We start from the raw sequence: 22899 nt of genomic DNA, 5'->3' as shown, positions 1-22899 counted from the left end.
GGAACGAACACCGATTCCAGGCGTTGCAATGCGCCAGGCGCATAGGTGGCATACTCCATTGTCTGTTTTTGTTTCGCCTAAACCGATTATATTCGGGATCAGGAAATGAGTTCGGCGCTGACCCAAGCGGCGCCCAAAGACGAAACGAAGGATATGACCATGAACATCACCCGCTCGCTGAACAACTGGCGCAAGTATCGTCAGACTGTAACTGAACTTGGCCGCATGAGCGACCGCGAACTCAGCGATCTCGGCATCGGCCGCAGCGACATCCGTCGCGTAGCACGCACTGCCGTCGGCATCTAATAAGTCTCTAACTTCGGCGCTACGCTGTGCCGAGTTAGTGCTTGCAAAAAAGGCCTTGAGCTTACGCTCCGGGCCTTTTTCTTTGTCTGCGTACTGGCTGCTCACGCCAAGCTGTGCCACGCTTTGCGAACGCACAAAAAATACGCAACATGTCGCCAAAGATGCAAATTTAGCCGACGCAGTGCACAAATGCATGGCAGTCGCCTAATATCTGCACTGCACATTCTCGATCCGCATATGTATATACACATCAACAGCAGAGAGCGCAGTCAGTCTCGCCTCAGCGGATGAAATTCGAAACATAAACTTAGATCGAGGAAACCACCATGAACCCTATTCGTATCGCAAAAAACTGGATCAGCTACCGCCGCACTGTTAACGAACTCGGCAACCTGTCCAACCAGGCTCTGAGCGACATCGGCCTGACACGCTACGACATCCGTAACGTTGCATCCCGTTCGTTCCGCTAATCAGCGTAAAAGACTATCTGCGAAACGACCTCCCACGCACGCAGATCGGTCGAGCGACAGGTAACAAAACGGCGCCTCTGGCGCCGTTTTTGATTCCAGAGTTTTTTCGCGCAGTAAATTGAATTGCGCAATTGGCTGACGACGCGGATGCCATAAACCGCATCTCTCAAGAACCACCAGCGGCCCCATCAACACCATACTTGACAAACACGACAAAATAAGAGAACATAAAGTGAACAAATGGAGTTGCAGCATGACGGCAGCAGATAAAACCATTGAACACGCTATGTCTCTCGTAGCCCAGTCCCGCGGACTTCGTGAACGCGCGCTTGAGCGCAGACGCGAGCTTCAACGGCGTGCCGAGCAGGTGACGACCAAACCTCTTTACATATTGAAGAAGAACGGTGGCAGGCAGCTTTCGCTGCGGCTCGACAGCTAAAGGCCAGCTCCTTTTTCGGGGACGCTCTCGGGTGTCGGTCTTTTTGAGAAACGTCGGTCTTGATACAAAAAATCCCGTGCCGGAGATATCCGCACGGGATTTTTCGAGACAAGATGTTTCATGGTTTACTGCATACGCTGAAGTGCTGTCTGCGGAGATGCGACTGCCGTTTCAGTGTTACCAGGCAAACGGTCCGTCTTTTTTAATACCATGACTGGTTTTTGTGCGGGTTCGGTTGGTGGCGTAATGCTGGCAGTCTTGAATTCCCGATCGACCGGGATCGAGGCGTTGATATTTTTGTTGAGCATGCAATCGGCCATGGCGGCGGAAGCGGAAAAGCCTATCATGGCTGCAATGATGAGAACTGGCTTCATGTCATTCTCCCTTCTTGTTATATTAGCAATATATACTTTTCTGCTGATGTCTTGGAATCACACCTTCGTGGTATCCGGATTTGAAATCCGGATTAACTCTTTCCAAGTTGGAAATTATTCTTCAGCGAGCGGCGAAAGATCATTGCAACATAAGTCCCTCTCAATGGGATTATGAGAGGCTTGTATGTAGAGGCGGAAGTATTGTTGGCCGCCTGCAGGATACGTCGAGTATTCGAACTATTTTGCAACTTCATGTTACATCTCCTTCGCCGAGATAAACGGAAGTCGCAGGCTTTGGTTCCTGCGCCAGCAAGCAAAGGTTAACAAATTGCATCAAGGAATGGCGTTATGCACTCACGAATTCGTGATCGCTCAATGTGAGACTTTTCCGGTTTCCGGCTAAGTCTCAGATTTCGAACGTGCCAGTGGCAATCCGGACGGCGTGACCGCCGATTCTGGCTCGGAAAACTTCGTTTTCCTTAACGTCCATATTGAGATGTATGTGTGAGGGGCGTCCCATTTCGACACCCTGCTCTATGAGGAGAGGATGATGCCCATCGGTCAAACCGTCGAAGTGATGGATCGCGCCAGAAAAAGCGGCGACGGCTGCGCCTGTTGCGGGATCTTCAGGGATACCCATATCGGGTGAGAACATGCGTGCGTGGAATTTCGCCGCGTGATTGACGCCTCCACGACAATAAAGATAGGCGGATGTCAACCGACCCTCGACCATCGGCGCGTTTCGCAACCAGAGACCGGCGTCGAAGTCCACCTCTTCCATAGCGGAGAGATTCTGTATCGGTATCATCACGAACGGAACACCTGCAGTCCATATAGACGGCACGTGATTTTCAAATCCAATCTGCGCTTCGGCGAGCCCAAGGGCATCGGCCAGCTGACCGCTGTCCAGCGGCAATTGTGCCTGTGATGATTTGCGTGGCAAGTCGAACTCGGCAAAGCTCGCCTCCCCGTTCCTCACGCGAATCGCACATCGAACCGGCCCGACTTTCTCTTCCAGCACCGCCACCATGTCGGCGTCCCCTTCGCCATGGCTTCGCTCGGCAATGGCGATAGCAGCGCCTACGGTCGGGTGCCCGGCAAATGGCAGTTCCAAGGCCGGCGTAAAAATCCGCAACGACGCGGCATAGGCTGGATTTGAAGACTTGGTGACGAAGACCGTTTCGGAGAGGTTCATTTCACGAGCGATTGCCTGCATGGTGACATCGTCGAGATCATCTGCGTCGAACATGACCGCCAGTGGATTTCCGGCCAGCTTCTGCCGTGTGAAGACATCGTAGATGCTGTACCCTATCGCCACATTCCACTCCCTGGTCAGCTGCCATTGTCCGCAAACTGCCTGACCTATCATGCCTCCGCAACCCTGTTTATTCAGAAGCCCTCAAGAAGCTGTGGACTTGGCCGTTGCATTTTTAAAGAGCTTGTCCTGACTGCAGGTCTTCATGTACCAAAGGCCATCAACAGGGGTGACGGCATGTCGCGTTCAACTGAGAGTCTGTGTTTCGTAGCCTCGACCACCGACAACGCGCAAAGCGCGCGCGACGAACTGATCTCCCACTACGGCAATGCCGCCTTTGATGAGGCGGACGTTATCGTGGTGCTGGGCGGTGATGGTTTCATGCTTCAGGTTCTCAATGAGACCATGAATTCGGGCAAGCGGGTCTATGGCATGAACCGCGGCTCCATCGGCTTTTTGATGAATGACTACCGCGTCAGAGACCTGCGGGAGCGGATTGCGGTTGCCACGGGTAACGACTTTCACCCCTTGCGAATGACGACCGTCGATGCCGACGGCCACGAATTCTCCGCTCTTGCCATGAACGAGGTCAGCCTTTTCCGCCAGTCGCACCAGGCCGCGAAGTTGCGTGTGGACGTGGACGGCAAGACGCGGCTGGAAGAACTCATCTGCGATGGCATGATGGTGGCGACGCCTGCGGGTTCGACAGCCTACAATTTTTCGGCACACGGCCCTATTCTGCCGCTGGAATCACCGCTTCTGGCGCTGACGCCGGTCAGCGCTTTTCGACCCCGCCGCTGGCGTGGCGCTCTGTTGCCGAACAAGGTCACGGTCGACGTCCACGTTCTCGAAAGTGAAAAACGCCCCGTCAATGCCGTTGCGGACCACACCGAGGTCAAGTCGGTGCAAACCGTGCGTATTGCACAATCTCAGGACAGAACCGCAAAAATCCTGTCCGATCCGGACCGATCCTGGTCGGACAGGGTGCTTGCAGAACAGTTTACGAATTGATGAAAACGACGATGATGATGAAAACCCTCCTCGCCGCTGTATTTCTCGCCGCCAGTGTCTGCACAACGCAGGCTCAGGCCATTGCGCCGTCAACGACAGCAGGCATCGACGCCCTGCCCGTTTCCACGATCTTTGTGACCAGCAGCGGAATGTGGGAGCAGACCGTCGATGACGCGGCGGAAGCCGCGGGCGGACAAAAACCAGCGGGAGAACCCACGCGAGGTTATTACAAAGTCATTGCCCTCCGCCAAGCCGATGGCACCGCTAAAATTTATCTCCAGCAAATCGCTTACACCGCGAACGGCCCGAGCCTCATCGAAACGATCGAGCTTGAGGAATTCACCCAGATGAAGTGCTATGTCACGGATATCCGACCGGAAAGCTCAACCGGCGCATCCGATACGCCGGGGCTTTTCGTCACGGTTCACCTCAAGACAAACCCGACCCAGAAGGACGCCGACGCGTGGACCGTGCTGATCGACGAGTTGGGTGACATGAAGATCGAAAAGGCCTCCAACTGAGGCACGGTCACAGACCGATGTCATCAGGTCCATCGAGCACCGCACCGAAATGGTGCCGCCACAGTTTAGCTCCCAAAGCGCCACTGCGGTCGAGGCTGGACCCGACGGTCAGCCAAGGAAGAAGCGTCGGGTGCAATCCGGCATCGAAAAAGCTGAACCCTGCGGCCAGAACGCAGGTATCGGCCTGAATACCGCAAACCAGAACACGGTCCAGGTTGAGCGATAAGAGATAGTCCACCGCTTCCTTCGGCGGCGAATAACCATGTTTGATGAAGACGCGATCAGCAGAGACGAGTGAATCGTCCGATTTTCCCGGCGTCCAACCCAACTGGCTTGCAAATGGTGTGATGGTTTCATCGTGCCGCTCGACGCTGGCGACTCTCGGCAGCCGCTTCGTCAAGGCAGCAATGCCACTGACGAGTTCGGGAGGCGGATCGAAGCTTGGCTGAACATCGACGATATAAAGAACCTGCTTCACCCGCATCTCTCCTACTGAAAAGCCTCCCGCAGACGATCTGCGAGAGGCCAGTGATGATAACCGAATGCGCAGTGGCGATCAGTCGATGTCGGCGACCTCGACATCCGCACCACCGCTGATGCGATGCGCAAGGGCTGCTTCCATGAACTCGTTCAGATCGCCATCGAGAACGTTGCTGGGCGCTGTGCTTTCCACACCCGTGCGCAGGTCCTTGACCAGCTGATAGGGCTGGAGAACGTAAGAACGAATCTGGTGGCCCCAGCCGATATCGGTCTTGGAGGCTGCCTGCGCATTCGCAGCTGCTTCCCGCTTCATCAACTCGGCTTCGTAGAGGCGCGAACGCAGCATTTCCCACGCCTTGGCGCGGTTCTTGTGCTGCGAGCGTTCCTGCTGGCAGGCCACGGCGATGCCTGTGGGAATATGCGTGATACGCACGGCCGAGTCGGTCGTGTTGACGTGCTGTCCACCCGCGCCCGACGAACGATAGGTATCGATACGGCAGTCGCTTTCGTTGATGTCGATCTGGATCGAGTCATCAACCACAGGGTAAACCCAAATGGAGGAAAACGACGTATGACGGCGCGCATTGCTGTCATATGGAGAAATACGAACGAGGCGGTGAACGCCCGATTCCGTCTTCATCCAACCGAAAGCATTGTGGCCCTTGACGAGAATCGTCGCAGATTTGATGCCCGCTTCTTCGCCTTCATGCACTTCCAGAACTTCGACCTTGTAACCCTGGCGCTCGGCCCAGCGGGTATACATGCGCAGCAGAATGTTGGCCCAGTCCTGACTTTCCGTGCCACCGGCGCCGGAATGGACTTCGACATAGGTGTCGTTGCTGTCGGCTTCACCTGACAGCATTGCTTCCACCTGACGGCGATTGGCTTCGCTGCGCAACGCCTTCAGCGCGTCTTCGGCTTCCTTGATGATATCCGCATCGTCTTCGGCCTCACCCATTTCGATCAGTTCGACATTGTCGTTGACCTGCTGTTCGAGAGCCTTGACGCCATTGATCGATTCATCCAGCTGCTGGCGTTCACGCATCAGCTTCTGAGCTTCGGTGGCATCGTTCCAGAGGTTTGGATCCTCTGCCTTGTTGTTCAACCAGTCCAGTCGTCTTATCGCCTGGTCCCAGTCAAAGATGCCTCCTCAGCAGGCTTATGGCCTGCTTGATTTCGTCGACTACATTCACGATTTCATTGCGCATTTCGCAGATTCTTCGCCTTCTTTGAAAACTGGTCGTGTGAATAAATGCGAGGGGCGCGGATGTAAAGCCCGCGCCCCTCGCCTATCCGTGATTTGAAGTCAGTAAAGTCCGCCACCGCCACCGGTAATGGCCTGCTGGGCCTGGGGCGAAGCGCGCAGAATATCTTCCTGCGACATGGCGCCATCCATACCGATCACGTTGAAGCTGCTGGCCGGGCCTGTGCCGGGCTTGAATGCTTCCATGATCGTATCCGGCTCGCCTTCATTCGCTGCCATACCGGTCTTGCGGTTGACGGCAATGAACTGCATGCCGTTGGGCACGATGAACTTGCTTGGCTCCAGATGCTTGGCCGCCAGCGAAATGAACTCACCGAAAATCGGTGCAGCCAGAGAGCCACCGGTGCCGCCACGGCCGAGTGGTGCCGGGCTGTCGAAACCGATGTAGAGACCAGCGACCAGATCAGGCGTATAACCTACAAACCAAGCATCTTTTTCGTCGTTTGTCGTGCCGGTCTTACCTGCAACCGGAAGATCAACCTTGATCTTGCCTGCCGCTGTACCGCGCTGAACCACGCCTTCCAGCATCGATGTCGTCTGGTAAGCGGTCATCGGATCGAGAACCTGCTCGCGATTATCAACGATCGTCGGCTCTTCCTGACCCTGCCAGTTGACAGCATTACAGCCTTCGCAGCCGCGCTCTTCGTGCCGGAAAATCGTCTTGCCGTAACGGTCCTGAATGCGGTCGATTACGGTTGGCTTGATCTGCTTGCCACCATTGGCAATGACAGAATAAGCGGAAACCATGCGCATGACAGTCGTTTCACCGGAACCGAGAGACATTGCGAGCAGCGGTGGCATCTTGTCGTAAATACCAAAGCGTTCCGCATATTCGGCGACGAGGTTCATGCCCATATCCTGCGCAAGACGCACGGTCATCAGGTTACGGGATTTTTCGATACCGAGACGCAGGGTCGATGGACCAGCCACTTCACCACCGTAGTTCTTCGGGCTCCAGACCTGACCGCCGGATACGACTTCCAGCGGCGCGTCCATGACAACGGACGCAGGCGTATAGCCGTTATCCAGAGCTGCTGCGTATATGAACGGCTTGAAAGACGAGCCCGGCTGACGCATGGCCTGCGTTGCGCGGTTGAATTCAGACTGGGCGTAGGAGAAGCCGCCGACCATGGCCAGAACGCGGCCCGTATGCGGGTCCATGACAACCATGCCGCCCTGCACTTTCGGAGGCTGGCGCAGGCGATATTCATTACCTGTGTCAGAAAGCGCTTCCACGTAGATAACGTCGCCGGTCTTCACAACGGAGGCTGGAGACTTCGCGGTCGGGCGCTGACCCTTGGCGTCGCGGTATGCCCACCGCATATTTTCAGGCTTGATATGGCCGCGGCTGCGTGCATCAGGATTGTCGCTGTCGCCATCAGGGCGGAGACCGACGTCGACGCCATCTGCCGATGCGGCAAGCACCACAGCCATGCGCCACTCGGGTACGTCACGCAAAGGCCGCAGCTTGGTCAACTCCGCGCTCCAGTCGCCGCTCGTCTCGATCTGATCGACCGGTCCATGAAAACCACGACGCTCGTCATAGTCCAGCAAGCCATCCTGAAGCGCCTTGCGGGCCTCCATCTGAATATCGGGATCGAAGGACGTGCGAACAGAAAGGCCGCCTTCCAGCAGGGCCTTCTCGCCGTATTTCTCAACGATCTGGCGGCGCGCTTCCTCGGAGAAGTAATCGGAGGCCGCAATGTGAGCGCCACCGCGGCGAATGTTGACGCCGAGAGGTTGTGTCTTCGCATCGGCGGCGTCCGCCTGCGTGATGTAGCCATTCTCGGCCATACGGTCGATGACCCAGTTGCGACGCTCCACGGCTGCCTTTTCACGACGCAGCGGATGATAGTTCGCCGGCCCCTTTGGAAGAGCAGCGAGATAGGCGGTCTCAGCAATCGTCAGTTCCGTGACCGACTTATTGAAATAGGTCAGAGCCGCACTGGCGATGCCATAAGAGTTCAACCCGAAGAAAATCTCGTTGAGATACAGTTCGAGAATCTTGTCCTTGCTGTAGGCCTGCTCGATGCGGAAGGACAGAATCGCTTCCTTGGCCTTGCGCTCCATCGTCTGTTCGTTCGTCAGCAGGAAGTTTTTGGCCACCTGTTGCGTGATGGTCGAGCCACCTTGCGTCGGACCACCCGTGACATAGGCAACGGCAGCACGCGCAAAGCCCGTAACGTCGATGCCGGGATGCTGATAGAAGTTCTTGTCTTCAGCGGAAAGAAACGCTGCCTTGACCCGGTCGGGCACCGCCTGAATGGGCAGGAACAGACGCCGTTGCTTGGCATATTCCGCCATGAGCGCGCCGTTACCAGCGTGAATACGCGTCGTAACCGGCGGCTCGTAACTGTTCAGCACGGCGTAATCGGGCAGATCCTTCGTAATGGTCACCAAATAAATGGCAACACCGCCAGCCACCACAAGGAACAGCATGCTGGCCAAGCCGAAGAAATATCCAATAAGTCTGATCATATTAAAGCTACCGATACTTCGAATCGTAACTGGTTGCGCCCGTTGTTATGAGCACATTCTTGCATATAGCATGCCGTTTTGCACACCGCTTCATCGATGACAAGCCGCCAAGAGCGGCATTCTCTCATACATTAAAGTGAGCCGTGGCGTTTCGCCGAACGAAACAACGCACTTCACCATCGAATCCTGTCACCGAGTAACGTTGGGAATGTGAGTAAAATAGGGCTCAGGTCCGACATTTTAGCCAGACGCCGCCCTGCAGGCCGCATTTATCGCGGAGGGTCGCCAAGATGTCACAGGTGTCGGTCGCATAAGGTGAAATCGGTGACACTTACACCTCGTTCACCCGCCGTTCGCCAATGCCTGGGCGCGGTAGCGGGTCACCGCAACCGCCAACGCATCGGCCACCTTCTCCCGCCACTTTTCATCCAGCAGAAGCTTTTCGTCCTCGGGGTTGGACAAAAAGCCCAGTTCGAGGAGAACGGACGGGACGTCATGAGCCCTCAGCACCTGAAATCCCGCATAACGATGCGGGTTGTTGATCAGCCCGACCTGTCCCTCGAATGAGTTGACGATGTTTTCTGCGAGAGTGACGGAGAAAGCCTGCGTTTCCCGTCGCGTCAGATCCAGCAGGATATCGGCAACCTCCGGCTGGGCATGCTGTTGGGCCACGCCTGCGATCTGATCGGACAGGTTTTCACGCTCGGCCAGATCCTGCGCCATTCGGTCCGACGCACGATCCGAGATGGTATAGACGGTCGCGCCGCGTATGCCCTTCTGCTTCAAGGTGTCAGCGTGAACGGAGATGAAAAGATTGGCGTTTTGCTGACGGGCGAGCGTCACGCGCTCGGAAAGCGCCAGGAACGTATCGTCATCTCGCGTGAGAAAGGCCTTGATACCGGCAATCTTGTTCAGCCGATCCATCAACTGCTTAGCGAAAGTCAGCGTGATGACCTTCTCATCCGTTCCGGTCACGCCGCCCTTGGCGCCGGCATCGATACCGCCATGTCCAGCGTCAACCGCAATAACGAAGTCGGACTGACGCCCGCTCTTTGGCACGACATCGGAGGTGATGGACGCCGTCGTGGGCGGAGCCAGCGCCTGCCAATTCTGATTCTTCAGAAGATCGGCGAATTTCTGTTTCGTCGCTATTTCCGTATCGAGTACGAAACGATGGACTTTGCCACCATCCTCGACCTTTGTTTCGGCAATCGCCACCTGCACCGGTTTTTTCGCGGTCAGTACGAGCCGTGCACTGCCCTCACCCATCGAGCCGAAACGAATGTCGCTGAACAGACCTGTCGGTGCCAAATCCTTGGTCGGGAAGGAGAACCCCACCGCAGGAAAATCCACGATGATGCGCGCCGGTCCATCCAGATAATGAACTTCGAATTCAGGCTCGTCGTTGAAGTCCATGACGATACGGGTCCGCGCCTCATCACCGATGATGCGGGCGGAGCTAACGATCAGGGCCGGCGGCTTATCGTCCGCGAGAACGCTCTCGGGTGCAGCCGCCACGGCGAATGAGAGCAGCGCGACAACGCTTGCGATTCGCCTGATGATAGCAATCGAGCTCGCCACTTTCGCCTTGCCGATGAAGTGTTTGATGGTCGTCAACGTCGTTTCCGTATTTTCGTCATTCAGACGGTCTATCCCGCCGTCCAGGCCAAATCACCGCTCAACATGGCGCAAGAATGGCCTGATTTGCGCATCCGCGCAACAATCGCAGCCGTTGGTGAAGCAATTCTTAACCGCCAAATTCCACCAATGATATGGCATATTTAGCCACCCTATTGCTATTATGACAGATAAAACATACAACATGAATGAGGGTTAAAAGTGTTGACGGGATAGATGCCCGCCGGCTGCCAATCGACAAAGACGCTGGCGCTGTAATATCGGGCAATCATCTGCCGTCGCTGCATTTTTCTCCTGAAACTGGATCAATTCTGGCCGTGGCCAGAACAATACCCGGTGGCATGCCACCGCACGCTCGAGGAGAGCATTTTCATCGGATCCTCCGGGGTCTATTTATTATAGTCGTTCTCGCTTGGCCAATGATGTCGTTGCAGCAGCTTTCACATGAACCGGATACCAGGAGCAGGCACATTGCTTTGCCAGTTGTCCGGATGCTGCCAGTTTACAGACGCCGGGCAAGACACTTCATTTCCGGCACACCCTTGAAAATAGATGAAAGGCCTGTCCTCGCGGCGGGCCTGTTCTCGTATAGGACAGGGCTGCGCCGAGGAGCACAGCTTACATGGCAGACAAAATGCTTATCGACGCCTCCCATGAAGAGGAGACACGCGTTGTAGTGGTTCGTGGGAATCGGATTGAAGAATTCGATTTCGAGTCGGAACACAAGAAGCAAATCCGCGGCAACATCTATCTGGCCAAGGTTACGCGCGTAGAACCATCCCTTCAGGCGGCCTTTGTCGATTACGGCGGCAATCGTCACGGATTTCTGGCTTTTGCAGAAATTCATCCCGATTATTATCAGATTCCCCTGGCCGATCGACAGGCGCTGCTGAGAGCGGAAGCCGAAGATCATCGCCGTAATGACGATTTCGAATCGGCCAACGACGCGCCCCACGAACAGTCCTCGGCGTCATCGCTCGCCGTTGATCTTTCGCAGGCGGACCAGCCTGATATCGGCATTGTTTCCGCCCCCGAAGTGACTGATGAAGCGAACGGCGCTGCAGAGATCGTAACGGAATCGGCTGAAAGCGAAGTCGATGCTGTCGAGGTTGTGGCTGAAGAGACCCCGTCCGAAGACGAAAAGCCAAAGAAGCGCGTTCGCCGTCCCCGCACGAAGAAAAAAACGGAAGCAGATGAAGTCTCTGCCGATGCAGCGCCTTCAAACGACAGTTCCGAGGATGATGGCAGCAAGGGCGGCGAAATGGCTGCCATGGTCGATACGGACACGATTTCGGAAGAGGTCGAAGGTCTTGGCCGTCGCGGCAATGACGATGACGACGATGATGACGATGACAACCATGAAAAGGAAGTCATCGAATCCGTCGGTGCAGAAGACGCGATGGAAGAAGTTCCGGATCGCGTTTCGCGCAAGCCGCGCAAGCAGTACCGCATTCAGGAAGTCATCAAGCGCCGCCAGATTCTTCTGGTTCAGGTCGCGAAAGAAGAGCGCGGCAACAAGGGCGCTGCTCTGACCACCTATCTGTCGCTTGCCGGTCGTTATTCGGTTCTGATGCCGAACACGGCGCGTGGTGGCGGTATTTCCCGCAAGATTACCCAGCCTACAGACCGCAAGCGTCTGAAGGAAATCGCGCGCGATCTGGAAGTGCCGCAGGGCATGGGCGTAATCCTTCGTACCGCCGGTGCCAACCGCACCCGCGTCGAAATCAAGCGCGACTTCGAATATCTGATGCGCCTGTGGGAAAACGTCCGCACGCTGACACTCAATTCCACAGCCCCTTGCCTCGTTTATGAGGAAGGTTCGCTGATCAAGCGTTCGATCCGCGATCTCTACAACAAGGACATCAGCGAGATCATCGTATCAGGCGAAGAAGGCTATCGTGAAGCGAAAGACTTCATGAAGATGCTGATGCCGAGCCACGCCAAGGTGGTTCAGCCTTACCGCGATATCCACCCGATCTTCTCGCGCTCCGGCATCGAAGCGCAGCTTGATCGCATGTTGCAGCCGCAGGTGACCTTGAAGTCAGGTGGCTACCTCATCATCAACCAGACGGAAGCGCTGGTTTCCATCGACGTGAACTCCGGTCGTTCGACCCGCGAGCATTCCATCGAAGAAACCGCGGTTCAGACGAATCTTGAGGCTGCGGAAGAAGTGGCCCGTCAGCTGCGCCTTCGCGACCTTGCCGGTCTCGTCGTCATCGACTTCATCGACATGGAAGAGAAGCGCAACAACCGCTCTGTCGAAAAGAAGCTGAAGGATTGCCTGAAGAACGACCGCGCCCGCATTCAGGTTGGCCGCATCTCGCATTTCGGCCTTCTGGAAATGTCGCGTCAGCGCATCCGCGCATCGGTTCTGGAATCGACTACGCAGGTCTGCTCGCATTGCGGCGGAACCGGCCATGTTCGCTCCGAGTCCTCCATCGCCTTGCATGTTCTGCGCGGCGTGGAAGAATATCTGCTACGCAACACCACCCACAACATCGCCGTTCGTTGTACACCGGATACGGCGCTCTACCTGCTCAACCACAAGCGCGCGACCATTGTCGATTATGAGGGCCGTTTTGGCGTTGCCATCATCATCGCGGCGGATGCCAGCGTCGGTGCACAGCACTTCGCGATCGATCGCGGCGAAGCCGTCGAAAACCCGGTCAAGATCGAAAGCCTCATCCAGATGCTTCCTGAAATCGAGGAAGAGGAAGACGACATCATCATCGAAGCCGATGAGGATGAAGACGAGGAAGAAATCGTAAAGGCCGAGAAGACCGAGCCACGCCAGCCACAGGCTGACAATGGTGAAGACGGCAAGCGCAAGCGCAAGCGTCGTCGTCGCCGTCGCGGCAAGGGTGCAGGCCAGAACGGTCAGGAATCGCAGTCTGAAGCCGGTGACGACGCTTCGTCCGATGACCAGGACGAAGATGGCGACTCCGATCAGGACGATGACGCAGCCGTCTCGGCAGAAAACGGTAGCGACGCTGCTGGTTCTGAAGAGAACAAGCGCAAGCGCCGCCGTCGTGGCAAGCGAGGCGGACGCCGCAATCGCGATGAGAATGGCGAAATCATCGAGGAAAACGGCGCAGAAGCTGAAGCCGAATCCTCCGAGGGTGTCGAAGACGGTGCTGCTGCCGCTGCCATTGAAGGCGTAGACGAACCCGCTGTTGCAGCGGCCGTCGAAGCTGACGCAGCAACGCCAACTGTTGAAGAAACCGAAAAGCCGAAGAAGCCACGCCGGACCCGCAAGGCGAAGGAAAAGGTCGGCGATGTGGTAGAAGCCGAAGCAGCTCCGGCTCCGGCTCCTGCTGCCGTTGCGGAAACGCCAGCCGCTTCTGCTCCTGTCGAAACAGTAGAACCGGTTGTCGTCAACTCTACGGTCGCTGAAGCTGCCATCGAGGAAGCAGGCGAAGCCTCTGCCGATCTCGGCAATGAAGCATCCGCTGAAACCAACAAGCCAGTCCGCGCCAACCGCGGCGACAACGTCTCGTCCTCCGAGCCCGTCGTAACCTCCGCAGCGCCCGAAGGCGGCGATCCATCCAAGCCCCGCAAGGGCGGCTGGTGGCAAAGACGCGGCTTTTTCTAAGCCACGGATTTAGATAGAGAACAGATTGGGGCTCCGCATTGCGGGGCCTCTTTTGTTTTGGGGTGAGAATATAAAAATAGGCGGCGTTGGGTGTGGTTCACCCCCCTCTGCCCTGCCGGGCATCTCCCCCTCAGGTGGGGAGATCGACTCGTGGCGACATCCCGGCACTCTCATGCGTCCAAGGAATGAGCCGGAAGACTTTTTATCCGCCTGGAGATGGTTGCAGATGCCATACTTAGAAACAAGAGCGATGTCGGCGCGCCCAGCCAATCTCCCCACCTGAGGGGGAGATGCCCGGCAGGGCACAGGGGGGGGAGCCACACCCAATGCCGCCTGTATATCTAGCGCTTACATCTTACGCTTTCGCCAAAAGCCAAATCACCGTGCCAATCACGATGGGAGCGCAGCAACTCAACGACTATCGCTTGGATACCATCGACGAAACCAAAAAAGCCGCATCGTTTTCGATACGGCTTTCCAATGTCGTCAATCACCATGCCCCGAGAGACACATAATCACGTCAACGATGGAGCAAACACTCACTCGTCGCGATAGACTTTTTCGCGGCGTTCGTGGCGTTCCTGGGCTTCGATGGACAAGGTGGCGATGGGGCGGGCGTCCAGTCTTTTGATGCCGATGGGTTCGCCTGTTTCTTCGCAGTAACCGTAGGTGCCGTCCTCGATCCGCTGCAGGGCCGCATCGATCTTGGAGATGAGCTTTCTCTGGCGGTCGCGGGCGCGAAGTTCGATGGCCCGGTCAGTTTCGGATGAAGCCCTATCGGCAAGATCCGGGTGATTTGCACTTTCCTCGGCGAGATGACCAAGGGTCTCCCGCGCTTCCCTTAAAATGTCGTTTCTCCAACCCACGAGCTTCGACCTGAAATAGGCTCGCTGGTTGGCATTCATGAACTCATCGCTTTCCGAGAGCACATAATTGCTAAGATCGATCTTCTCACTCACGCGATTCTCCTCGAAGAACATCTCATATTGCGCGGGTATACTCCAAGGACATAGGGCCATTCAAGTGCGCAGAATAGTTTTCAGGCATTTTTAAATCTGTCACAAAATTCAGCTAAATGTTTATTTTTTTATGCTTTATTGACATGACACGAATTATTTCTTTGATCACATTTTCATAACTTGCCTATACCGCCCGCCACTTGCAGGCGGGCGGTCTATTCCTGTAAAGCTGCTGCGAATGTTTCGCTGCGCACAGGATACCCGGCCATGAACGAGCCCTCACCGCTGCCCTCCCGGGTCTATCTGTTGCGCCATGCCCATGCCGCTTGGGCCGGTCCGGGCGAACGGGATTTCGACCGGCCGTTGGACGACGCAGGTTATGCCGAGGCCGAAGTCGTCGCAGACCGCGCCGCCGACGCAGGCTACCTTCCAGACGTCGTCATCAGTTCCACAGCGCTTCGCTGTCGCCAAACAGCGCAGGCGGTTCGGCGGGCTTTCAACGACAGATTCGATGTCGATTACGTGGACGAGATGTACAATGCCGAGGTCGATACCTATCTCGCTTTGATCTCCGCGCAGAGCGCCAGCCGCTCCGTCATGCTGGTGGGGCACAATCCGACGATCGAGGCTGTCGCCGAGGCCATGATCGGGAAAACACAGATCGAGGCCCATCTTCCGTCCGGTTTTCCAACGGCTGGGCTTGCAGTATTAGACGCGCAACCCTCGCCCGATGGTGACGGTGTCGATTGGCGTTTGACCGCCTTCCTTTCTCCTTAATATGCGAGACGTCCGGTACGCGGAAAACTTTCCGAGTGCCGCTTCTTTTTTGAGCAGCGCATGAGCCTATATATTTCGGGATAGTGAAATATTTTGTGGGAAACTCCTGTTGCCGCCATCCTTCACCTCCGTCACAGACAGCGCTCTCATCGCCATCGACAATCTTGCCGACCGTGCCAGCGCGCTGACCAACCCGACATTGCGGTTGGGCGTGACCGGCCTGTCCCGCGCGGGCAAGACGGTTTTCATCTCTTCGCTGGTGCATAATCTGCTGAATGGCGGTCGCCTTCCTCTGTTCGAGGCCATCCGCTCTGGTCGCGTATCGAATGTTCGGCTGGAGCCGCAGCCGGATGATGCCATTCCACGCTTTCAGTATGAGGATCACATTCAGGCGCTGGTGCGAGACCGCATTTGGCCAGATTCGACGCGGGCGATTTCAGAGCTGCGCATCACGCTGGATTACGAAAGCGCAAGCGGCTGGGGCCGCTGGTTCTCGCGTGGACATCTCGCCATCGATATCGTCGATTACCCTGGCGAATGGCTGCTCGACCTTCCCCTCCTGTCCCAAGACTATAAGACCTTCAGCGACAACACGCTGGCGCTGGCATCTGGCGGTGTGCGGGCGGAGCTGGCACAAGACTGGCTGGAGATTGCCAATTCCCTCGACATCGACGCCCCTGCCGATGAAATGACGGCGCGACGTCTGGCCGAGAGCTTTGCGACCTATCTGCGCGCCTGCAAATCGGATGAGCGTTCGCTTTCCACGCTGCCGCCGGGACGGTTTCTCATGCCGGGCGATCTGGAAGGCTCTCCTGCCCTCACCTTCTCACCGCTTCCGGGCCTGACTGAAGGCAAGGCACCCAAGGGCTCGCTGCGCGCCATGATGGAGCGGCGTTACGAGGCTTACAAATCCATCGTGGTGAAGCCGTTCTTCCGCGAACACTTTGCCCGGCTTGACCGCCAGATCGTGCTGATCGACGCGCTACAGGCCGTCAATCGTGGACCGGAGGCGGTGCAAGACCTGGAGCGGGCGCTGGGCGATGTGCTGGCCTGTTTCCGTCCCGGCAAGAACAGCCTGCTGTCCTCGCTGGTGGGCCGCCGCATCGACAAGGTTCTGGTGGCGGCGACAAAGGCCGACCATCTGCACCACGAAAGCCACGACCGGCTGGAAAATCTGACACGGCGACTGGTAGATCGTGCCATCACCACCATCGGCATGAGCGGCGCTGGCATCGATGTCATGGCGCTGGCCTCCGTGCGCGCCACGAAGGAAGCCAGCGTGCGGCAGGATGGTCATGCGCTGCCTGTCATCGTCGGCACGCCGATTGCGGGCGAGAAAATCAATGGTGAGATTTTCGACGGCAACCGCACCACGGCAATATTTCCCGGTGACCTGCCGGAAGACCCGGAGCCGCTGTTTCGCGCGCTGGATGCCGGAGGCAGTGCCGCCGATCTGCCGGATGTGAACGTCGTGCGCTTCCGCCCGCCCAAGCTGGAAGAAACCAGTGGCGGCATAAAATTGTCCGTTCCGCACATCAGGCTCGACCGCGCCATGCAGTTTTTGTTTGGAGACCGGCTCGCATGAAAGACGAAAACAACACGCCCGGCCGTCGTCCGGCTGCATTCACGCTGGAAAGCGAAACTCCAGAGCCTCGCACCATCGAAGCAAGACGCGCGCCGCGTAGTTTCGATGCGGATTTTTCGCTGACGCCAGAGGAGGAAGACCCGTTTCTGGCACCTGAGGAAATGGATACCGCAGCCCTCCCCGTCGCCGCACCGCGCAAGCGCCGTTTCTCCTTCGCCAAGCTGGCCATGGGTGCACTCGGCGTGCTGTTCTCGCTTGCCTTCGGCCTGTGGGCGGATCAGCTCATCCGCGATCTGTTTTCGCGCTCCGACTGGCTGGGCTACACCGCAAGTGTGGCGCTTATCATCGCCGTCTTCGCCGTGCTGGCTCTGGTGGCGCGTGAGGCGCTCGGCATCATGCGGCTGAACGCCGTTCAGTCGCTGAAGGCAGATGCGGAAGCTGCGGCGCTGGAGAAGAAACCCTCTGCCGCCCGCACGGTCATCACCCGCCTCAATGGCGTCCTCTCTCACCGGGCAGAAACGGCCAAGGGTCGTGCCGCGCTGAAAGAAACTGAGAACGATGTGATCGACGGACCGCACCTGATCGAACTAGCTGAACGCGAGCTTTTGAGCCCGCTCGACCGGCAGGCGCGCGCCTTGATCCTGAACTCCTCCAAGCGCGTCTCTGTCGTCACCGCCGTCAGCCCCCGTGCGGTCGTCGATCTTGCTTATGTGCTGTTCGAGGTTACGCGGCTGGTGCGGACCATGGCGGAGCTTTACGGCGGGCGTCCCGGCACGCTCGGCATGCTGCGGTTGCTGCGAGATGTTATCGCTCATCTGGCAGTTACGGGATCTATTGCGGTTGGGGATGGCCTGGCGCAGCAGGTGCTGGGCCACGGGCTCGCCTCGCGCCTTTCCGCCCGTCTGGGTGAAGGCGTCATCAACGGTTTGATGACCGCACGAATCGGCATTGCCGCCATGGATTTGTGCCGTCCCTTGCCATTCCGCGCGTTGAAGCGCCCCGGTATCGGAGATTTCGTTTCGGATTTGACGCCCGATCTGACGGGTGGCAAAGCCGCTGAAAAGGCTTGATTTTCGAGGCGCTTCCGTCCCGAAAGGTTACCGTCACGCTGGTGAATTACCGCAAAAGAAACGAAGCATTAACCATTCCCGACTTAGATTAAGCCCACACAAAGCGGCCTATTCGCCAGGGAAAGTATCATGTATTCGCGCTTCTTTTCGCTACTGGGTGGCCTCGCCGCCGTTATGTCCGTCAGTGGCGGACTTGCAGTTTCCGACGTTCAGGCAGCATCTCGCGACGATCAGTTCTTCGGCTCGGTGGCCGGCGTCTGGTCCGGTCCTGGCGAAATCGTGGCTGGCAAATACAAGGGCACTAAGTTCACCTGCGACCTGACGGGTGAACCGCTTGGCGACAAGGATACCGGCATCAAGCTTGGCGGCACTTGCCGTGTCGGCGTGTTCAAACAGCCCATGTCCGCCATCATCTCCAAGAGCGGCAACAGCTACGAAGGCAAGTTCCTCGATGGCTCCGAAGGAAAAGGTCTCGACATCGTTTCCGGTCAGGTCAGCGGTGACAAGGTGGTGCTTGGCATCAACCGTGCAAAGCTCAACGGTGCCATGGTTGCCCGCGTCACAAACAACACGTCCATGAACATCACCATCTCCGTCAAGGTCGCCGATCAGATGGTTCCTGTTATCGGCCTGACACTGGCGCGCAATGTCGACCAGATGGCCGTAGGCTCCATCAAGCCATAATTGATCAATCATCGGGATTTCGTGAACGGGAGTGTCCACCACTCCCGTTTTTCGTTTGCAATCCTTATTCCGCTTTTGTCCGCATGGTCGAGCCACTCAAGAACCGGCTTGCCATTCACCACCAAGTCCGCCGCAATATCGGCCAATGGCATGAGAACGAAGGCTCGTTCGGTCATGCGTGGGTGCGGAATTTCCACACGATACGTGGTGATATGCTGCTGTCCATAGGTCAGCACGTCGATATCGATAGTTCGCGGACCCCAGCGCTCGTTACGGATACGCTTCATCCCACGTTCTATTTCCAGACACAAATCCAACAAAGCTTCAGCAGCCAGTGTCGTCTGGATCAGCGCGCAACTGTTGAAGAAATCAGCCTGATCGGTCTTGCCCCAGGGGGGCGTGCTGTAAAGATTTGAAACGGCAATCAAACGGCAGTCGACGTGGCGGGAAAAAGCGTCCAATGCCTGCGCCATAGCGGCGGGGGGATCACCCAGATTTCCGCCGAGCCCCAGCGATGCGACGATGCTGTCATCAGCCATTCTGCTCGATACTCACCTGCGCATAATCCAGAATACCCGGAACCGGTGCCGAGGGTTTCCGCACCGTGATCTTCACGCGCATGATCTGCGGATAACGGCGTCGTAAAGCGGTCGCGAGATCGTTGGCCAGAGCCTCGATCAGATAGCGCCGCTGACCAGCCACGATCTTTTCGATAAGATCGAAGGCGACCCCGTAGTCAACCGTGTTCTGGATATCGTCGGTTTCGAGCGCATCGCCCGCCTCGACCTCCATCTCTGCATCCACGAAAAAACGTTGCCCGAGCGTCTCTTCCTGCTCCAGCAGGCCATGACGAGCGAAAAACGAACAGTTCTTCAGAAGTATCGTGTAACGGCTCATCTCTGTCCCATCTCTATTTTTGTTTTTTCTGTCTCAGGACCGCATCGGCAATGGCAAGCGCGTCGCGCGTCATCGCAACATTGTGTACACGAAATATGGCAGCTCCCGCCAGTCGTAGAATGACCGTCGTCGCGGCAGTACCCACATCACGCTCTATCGCCCCCTCCTGCCCGGTCAACGCGCCGACAAAACGCTTTCTGGACGTTCCTGCGAGAATAGGCAGGCCAAAGGCGTGAAGCTCTTCGAAACGAGACATCAGCGCGACATTTTCCGCCGTATCCTTGGCAAAGCCAAATCCTGGATCAAGCACGATGGAACGGCGGGCAATGGCTGCGGCATTCGCTATCTCCAGAGAAAGGTCGAGAAAGGCAAACTGATCCTCGATCACGTCCGGCAGCTTCTCACGTTCCCGACCGGTATGCATGATGCAGACCCCCGCTCCGGCCTTCCCAATAACCTCGGCCATGGCGGCGTCCTTGCGCAGACCGAAAACGTCGTTGACGATGTGCGCGCCTGCTTCCAGGGCAAGCTTTGCAGTGGAGGCGCGGTAGGTATCGACCGACACCAGTGCGTCGGTTTCCTTCACCAGCCGTTCGATGACAGGCAGAACACGGTCCTGTTCCCGCTGTTCGCTGACGACATCTGCGCCGGGCCTTGTGGATTCCCCGCCGATATCGATGATATGCGCGCCCTCTTGGATGCAGGCCATCGCATGTGCCACGGCCATATCTGCCGCCAGGAACTGCCCGCCGTCGGAAAAGGAATCAGGCGTCGCATTGACGATAGCCATAATAAGGCCATCCCCATCAAGTTTCAGGGAACGCCCATGCGCGACTTGCCACACATTGTCACTGGCTGTTATCACGTAACATCAAGCCTTTCCGGAATAACGGAGTGCCCGCCATCTCTTATCTCACCACTCCGCCCATGAAATATGACGTCACGCGCTTCTGGCGTTCTATGCCGCAATCATCTTCCAAGTTCAACCGGAAGGTCGGCACATGAGAATGCAGTCCCGCGTGATCTGCGCCTTGCTGTCTGGCGCGATGTTTCTGTTCGTTCCGGAGCTGGCAAACTCAGAGACTGCCATCAGCAAATCCTTCTCCTATTTCAAAATCGGCGGCAAGAGCGCCGAGGATTTGGATCGCGAGCTCTCGCGTCATGGCCCCCTGACTAAATCGACGGGTGCGCGGCATCCAGGTGCGACCGAGATCAAGTTCGGTGGTGAACTGACCTATGTCGAACAAGGCGGGCTATGTGGCGTCGGGTCCGTGAACGTCAAGCTGCATACCAGAATCCTTCTGCCGCAATGGACCAATCGCAGACGCACCACGGCAAATCTGGCCCTGATCTGGGATACGCTGGCAGCCGACATCAAACGGCATGAGGAGCGGCATGCCGAGATTGCACGCAACTACGCCCGCGCTCTCGACAAAAAACTTCGGTCACTTCGCCCCCAGAAGAACTGCGAAGAGATGCAGGCGCTCGTCACCCGGACAACGCAAGGCGTGATGGACGAACACGACAAGGACCAGCTGCGCTTTGACCGTGTGGAGTCCAAAAACTTTGATGCACGCATGACGCGTCTGCTCAAAAATCGCCTGTCGCAAAAACCATAATTTTTGTTAAGATATAAGTAAATCAGTTTATTGCATAATTTATTTAAACCAAATCATAAAATGAAAAACTTGCGTGATCGCGCGTTATTGATCGTTGAGTTCTTGTCGTGGCTGCGCCGTCAAGACTCGTCTAATCTGCGTAAATACCGCGTCGAATTCACCGGCGCGCAGACGTCCCTTTGCCGGTTCCTCCGGCGCGTCTTGAGCCGCAGGTTTTTCCTCCTGCCTGATGGTGATGCGCCCACCTCGCCTCGCTTGTCCCGCGACACGGAAAGCGAGGCTTTTTCTGGCTTGATGGCGAATGCGTCAGCCCTGACGTTCCGGTACATGCACCACCAGACCGTCGAGCGCATCGCTCATCTTGATCTGACAGGAAAGCCTGGAGGTCGGGCGCACATCGAAAGCGAAGTCCAGCATGTCCTCTTCCATCGGTTCCGGCGGGCCAACGCGCTCACTCCAGGCATCGTCGACGTAGACATGACAGGTAGCACAGGCACAGGCGCCGCCGCATTCCGCATCAATGCCGGGCACGGAGTTGCGCATGGCATTTTCCATTACGGTGGAGCCATTGCTGACGTCGAGTTCGTGCGCCGTGCCGTCGAAAGCAACGATGGTCAGTTTTGTCATGTGGGAAATCCAGAACGAAGGTTTGAGAATGTTTCTAAACAAATAGAAAAGCCGGGTCCGCTTGGCAACCCGTCAATACGGTTACCGTGCGAAACCGGCCTTAAAAACATTCAGCCAGCAGCCGTTAACGGCAAAGCTTCAAGATAAAGTTTTCCGCCTCAATGACAGACGATGCCACTTTTGCAAGAGATGCGCTGTCACGACTACCGTTCTCTACCGCCTCTACCGCCGCAGAAACATTGAACGCGCCGACGGCATCTGCCGAGCCCTTCAGGCGATGCGCAATTGCCTTCATTTCGATGTCGTTGGCGACTGAAAGTTCATGCAACAAGGTCCGCGCATTGCGCGTGAACAACTGCAGGACTTCGATCTCCAAATCCTTGTCACCCATTGTCTGACGCGCCAGATGCACGAAATCGATGGGTTTGCTGGTGGTCGGCGCTGGGCCGCCACAATTGTCAGGAGCTTCGAAAGCAATACTCAACGCTGCCATTTGGTAGAATTCCTCGTTTGGGCCATTTTCTTGTTTTGAGGCACTTATGTCCTGCATTTACGCAGGCTAGGACTGCGATGAGCTTAAATTGGGGCGCAACGAAGGTGGAAATCTTTCGCTATGGTTAATTTATGCTAAACTTATGCGAAACAAGGCGTTCAGCCTTTTGATGAGGTTTAAAAACTGTTAACAAACCGCCACTTGGCCAAACCCCAGGCGCGTCATTAATTGTTTAAAAGCCGCGAATGTGTCACTACGATACTGCCGTGTTCCTCGGCCCTTATGCGGGCTTTGTGAATCCGGCTTGTGAATGTAGTTTACCTAGGGGCTCGGCAACCTGCTCTCAGGAATTAGTAAGAA

General features: G+C 56.6%; 23 protein-coding genes. 11 read left to right on the top strand and 12 right to left on the bottom strand.

Features of this window, described 5'->3' with window-relative positions:
- Window positions 1–159: 159 nt before the first annotated feature.
- The 3 genes from ASF29_RS05215 (at window position 160) to ASF29_RS05210 (ending at window position 1215) form a co-directional block, all read left to right on the top strand.
- Entirely contained in the window at window positions 160–306 is a 147-nt protein-coding gene (locus ASF29_RS05215; RefSeq protein WP_082453394.1) for a DUF1127 domain-containing protein, read from the top strand.
- 326 nt (window positions 307–632) lie between these two features.
- Window positions 633–776 carry a DUF1127 domain-containing protein gene (locus ASF29_RS25075; protein ID WP_082453389.1) on the top strand — a complete coding sequence of 48 codons (144 nt, stop codon included), beginning with the start codon at window positions 633–635 and terminating at the stop codon, window positions 774–776.
- 253 nt (window positions 777–1029) lie between these two features.
- Window positions 1030–1215, top strand: coding sequence for a hypothetical protein (locus ASF29_RS05210; RefSeq protein WP_062449253.1), 186 nt, complete (start codon window positions 1030–1032; stop codon window positions 1213–1215).
- 125 nt (window positions 1216–1340) lie between these two features.
- Here the strand turns inward: ASF29_RS05210 and ASF29_RS05205 are convergent, their stop codons facing one another.
- The gene (locus ASF29_RS05205) at window positions 1341–1589 is read right to left on the bottom strand and encodes a hypothetical protein (RefSeq protein ID WP_062449251.1); all 249 of its coding nucleotides are present in this window, start codon (window positions 1587–1589) and stop codon (window positions 1341–1343) included.
- Between the two features lie 406 nt (window positions 1590–1995).
- Entirely contained in the window at window positions 1996–2907 is a 912-nt protein-coding gene (locus ASF29_RS05200; protein ID WP_062449249.1) for a PhzF family phenazine biosynthesis protein, read from the bottom strand.
- Window positions 2908–3081: 174 nt separating this feature from the next.
- Here ASF29_RS05200 and ASF29_RS05195 point away from each other — a divergent pair, with 174 nt between their 5' ends.
- Together ASF29_RS05195 and ASF29_RS05190 are read left to right on the top strand one after the other, a co-directional pair.
- Complete coding sequence (locus ASF29_RS05195; RefSeq protein WP_062449247.1) at window positions 3082–3855, top strand: NAD kinase; 774 nt, start codon at window positions 3082–3084, stop codon at window positions 3853–3855.
- A gap of 14 nt (window positions 3856–3869) precedes the next feature.
- Window positions 3870–4376 (top strand): hypothetical protein, encoded by a 507-nt coding sequence (locus tag ASF29_RS05190; protein WP_156462540.1) that lies wholly within the window; start codon window positions 3870–3872, stop codon window positions 4374–4376.
- Between the two features lie 7 nt (window positions 4377–4383).
- Here the strand turns inward: ASF29_RS05190 and ASF29_RS05185 are convergent, their stop codons facing one another.
- The 4 genes from ASF29_RS05185 to ASF29_RS05170 form a co-directional block, all read right to left on the bottom strand.
- Window positions 4384–4854 carry a cysteine hydrolase family protein gene (locus ASF29_RS05185; RefSeq protein WP_062449393.1) on the bottom strand — a complete coding sequence of 157 codons (471 nt, stop codon included), beginning with the start codon at window positions 4852–4854 and terminating at the stop codon, window positions 4384–4386.
- Window positions 4855–4932: 78 nt separating this feature from the next.
- Window positions 4933–6064, bottom strand: a protein-coding gene (gene prfB, locus ASF29_RS05180; RefSeq protein WP_162237879.1) for a peptide chain release factor 2 whose coding sequence is annotated in 2 segments (ribosomal slippage) — window positions 4933–5994 and window positions 5996–6064 — 1131 coding nt in all. Because the reading frame shifts where the segments join, the coding sequence is not laid out codon by codon here.
- 98 nt (window positions 6065–6162) lie between these two features.
- Window positions 6163–8598: a penicillin-binding protein 1A gene (locus ASF29_RS05175; protein ID WP_062449241.1), complete on the bottom strand. Its 2436-nt coding sequence runs from the start codon at window positions 8596–8598 to the stop codon at window positions 6163–6165.
- A gap of 342 nt (window positions 8599–8940) precedes the next feature.
- Window positions 8941–10206 carry an N-acetylmuramoyl-L-alanine amidase gene (locus ASF29_RS05170; RefSeq protein WP_062449391.1) on the bottom strand — a complete coding sequence of 422 codons (1266 nt, stop codon included), beginning with the start codon at window positions 10204–10206 and terminating at the stop codon, window positions 8941–8943.
- Between the two features lie 652 nt (window positions 10207–10858).
- Between ASF29_RS05170 and ASF29_RS05165 the strand changes: the two genes are divergently transcribed.
- Entirely contained in the window at window positions 10859–13828 is a 2970-nt protein-coding gene (locus tag ASF29_RS05165; protein WP_062449239.1) for a ribonuclease E/G, read from the top strand.
- Window positions 13829–14367: 539 nt separating this feature from the next.
- On the opposite strand, the gene dksA is transcribed toward ASF29_RS05165, so the two are convergent.
- Complete coding sequence (gene dksA, locus ASF29_RS05155; RefSeq protein WP_062449389.1) at window positions 14368–14787, bottom strand: RNA polymerase-binding protein DksA; 420 nt, start codon at window positions 14785–14787, stop codon at window positions 14368–14370.
- A gap of 267 nt (window positions 14788–15054) precedes the next feature.
- Between dksA and ASF29_RS05150 the strand changes: the two genes are divergently transcribed.
- From ASF29_RS05150 to ASF29_RS05135, 4 genes are all read left to right on the top strand, one after another.
- Window positions 15055–15564, top strand: a complete 510-nt coding sequence (locus ASF29_RS05150) for a histidine phosphatase family protein (protein WP_062449235.1) — start codon at window positions 15055–15057, stop codon at window positions 15562–15564.
- Between the two features lie 109 nt (window positions 15565–15673).
- Window positions 15674–17149, top strand: a complete 1476-nt coding sequence (locus tag ASF29_RS05145) for a YcjX family protein (RefSeq protein WP_062449233.1) — start codon at window positions 15674–15676, stop codon at window positions 17147–17149.
- Complete coding sequence (locus ASF29_RS05140) at window positions 17146–18219, top strand: YcjF family protein (protein ID WP_062449231.1); 1074 nt, start codon at window positions 17146–17148, stop codon at window positions 18217–18219. The genes ASF29_RS05145 and ASF29_RS05140 overlap by 4 nt, the downstream gene beginning before the upstream one ends.
- A 129-nt stretch (window positions 18220–18348) precedes the next feature.
- Complete coding sequence (locus ASF29_RS05135; protein WP_062449229.1) at window positions 18349–18903, top strand: hypothetical protein; 555 nt, start codon at window positions 18349–18351, stop codon at window positions 18901–18903.
- An 8-nt stretch (window positions 18904–18911) separates the two neighbouring features.
- Here the strand turns inward: ASF29_RS05135 and folK are convergent, their stop codons facing one another.
- From folK to folP, 3 genes are read right to left on the bottom strand one after another with little or no spacing between them, the layout of a single operon-like run.
- Window positions 18912–19442, bottom strand: a complete 531-nt coding sequence (gene folK, locus ASF29_RS05130) for a 2-amino-4-hydroxy-6-hydroxymethyldihydropteridine diphosphokinase (protein WP_062449227.1) — start codon at window positions 19440–19442, stop codon at window positions 18912–18914.
- Entirely contained in the window at window positions 19435–19800 is a 366-nt protein-coding gene (gene folB, locus ASF29_RS05125) for a dihydroneopterin aldolase (RefSeq protein ID WP_062449225.1), read from the bottom strand. Before folB ends, folK begins: the two co-directional genes overlap by 8 nt.
- Before the next feature lie 13 nt (window positions 19801–19813).
- A complete protein-coding gene (gene folP, locus ASF29_RS05120) occupies window positions 19814–20590 on the bottom strand; it encodes a dihydropteroate synthase (protein WP_082453388.1) in 777 nt (258 codons plus the stop codon).
- Window positions 20591–20801: 211 nt separating this feature from the next.
- On the opposite strand from folP, the gene ASF29_RS05115 reads away from it, so the two are divergent.
- Window positions 20802–21419: a DUF922 domain-containing protein gene (locus ASF29_RS05115; protein ID WP_062449221.1), complete on the top strand. Its 618-nt coding sequence runs from the start codon at window positions 20802–20804 to the stop codon at window positions 21417–21419.
- A 306-nt stretch (window positions 21420–21725) separates the two neighbouring features.
- Here the strand turns inward: ASF29_RS05115 and ASF29_RS05110 are convergent, their stop codons facing one another.
- Together ASF29_RS05110 and ASF29_RS05105 are read right to left on the bottom strand one after the other, a co-directional pair.
- On the bottom strand, window positions 21726–22046 hold the full coding sequence (locus tag ASF29_RS05110; protein WP_062449219.1) for a 2Fe-2S iron-sulfur cluster-binding protein: 321 nt from the start codon (window positions 22044–22046) through the stop codon (window positions 21726–21728).
- Between the two features lie 124 nt (window positions 22047–22170).
- The gene (locus tag ASF29_RS05105) at window positions 22171–22539 is read right to left on the bottom strand and encodes an Hpt domain-containing protein (RefSeq protein WP_062449217.1); all 369 of its coding nucleotides are present in this window, start codon (window positions 22537–22539) and stop codon (window positions 22171–22173) included.
- Window positions 22540–22899 lie beyond the last annotated feature (360 nt).

Source organism: Rhizobium sp. Leaf262, assembly GCF_001422245.1.
Classification (GTDB): domain Bacteria; phylum Pseudomonadota; class Alphaproteobacteria; order Rhizobiales; family Rhizobiaceae; genus Agrobacterium.
Note: the sequence above shows the minus strand (reverse complement) of the source record. Positions and strands in the feature narration are given on the sequence as shown.

What these genes read in the sequence shown, in the direction of transcription:
- folK (WP_062449227.1), bottom strand. Translation starts at nt 19,442, where the DNA reads ATGGCTGATGACAGCATCGTCGCATCGCTGGGGCTCGGCGGAAATCTG.
- ASF29_RS05210 (WP_062449253.1), top strand. Translation starts at nt 1,030, where the DNA reads ATGACGGCAGCAGATAAAACCATTGAACACGCTATGTCTCTCGTAGCC.
- ASF29_RS05215 (WP_082453394.1), top strand. Translation starts at nt 160, where the DNA reads ATGAACATCACCCGCTCGCTGAACAACTGGCGCAAGTATCGTCAGACT.
- ASF29_RS05150 (WP_062449235.1), top strand. Translation starts at nt 15,055, where the DNA reads ATGAACGAGCCCTCACCGCTGCCCTCCCGGGTCTATCTGTTGCGCCAT.
- folB (WP_062449225.1), bottom strand. Translation starts at nt 19,800, where the DNA reads ATGAGCCGTTACACGATACTTCTGAAGAACTGTTCGTTTTTCGCTCGT.
- ASF29_RS05205 (WP_062449251.1), bottom strand. Translation starts at nt 1,589, where the DNA reads ATGAAGCCAGTTCTCATCATTGCAGCCATGATAGGCTTTTCCGCTTCC.
- folP (WP_082453388.1), bottom strand. Translation starts at nt 20,590, where the DNA reads ATGGCTATCGTCAATGCGACGCCTGATTCCTTTTCCGACGGCGGGCAG.
- ASF29_RS05140 (WP_062449231.1), top strand. Translation starts at nt 17,146, where the DNA reads ATGAAAGACGAAAACAACACGCCCGGCCGTCGTCCGGCTGCATTCACG.
- ASF29_RS05195 (WP_062449247.1), top strand. Translation starts at nt 3,082, where the DNA reads ATGTCGCGTTCAACTGAGAGTCTGTGTTTCGTAGCCTCGACCACCGAC.
- ASF29_RS05175 (WP_062449241.1), bottom strand. Translation starts at nt 8,598, where the DNA reads ATGATCAGACTTATTGGATATTTCTTCGGCTTGGCCAGCATGCTGTTC.
- ASF29_RS05190 (WP_156462540.1), top strand. Translation starts at nt 3,870, where the DNA reads ATGATGAAAACCCTCCTCGCCGCTGTATTTCTCGCCGCCAGTGTCTGC.
- ASF29_RS05135 (WP_062449229.1), top strand. Translation starts at nt 18,349, where the DNA reads ATGTATTCGCGCTTCTTTTCGCTACTGGGTGGCCTCGCCGCCGTTATG.
- ASF29_RS25075 (WP_082453389.1), top strand. Translation starts at nt 633, where the DNA reads ATGAACCCTATTCGTATCGCAAAAAACTGGATCAGCTACCGCCGCACT.
- ASF29_RS05110 (WP_062449219.1), bottom strand. Translation starts at nt 22,046, where the DNA reads ATGACAAAACTGACCATCGTTGCTTTCGACGGCACGGCGCACGAACTC.
- ASF29_RS05165 (WP_062449239.1), top strand. Translation starts at nt 10,859, where the DNA reads ATGGCAGACAAAATGCTTATCGACGCCTCCCATGAAGAGGAGACACGC.
- ASF29_RS05105 (WP_062449217.1), bottom strand. Translation starts at nt 22,539, where the DNA reads ATGGCAGCGTTGAGTATTGCTTTCGAAGCTCCTGACAATTGTGGCGGC.
- ASF29_RS05115 (WP_062449221.1), top strand. Translation starts at nt 20,802, where the DNA reads ATGAGAATGCAGTCCCGCGTGATCTGCGCCTTGCTGTCTGGCGCGATG.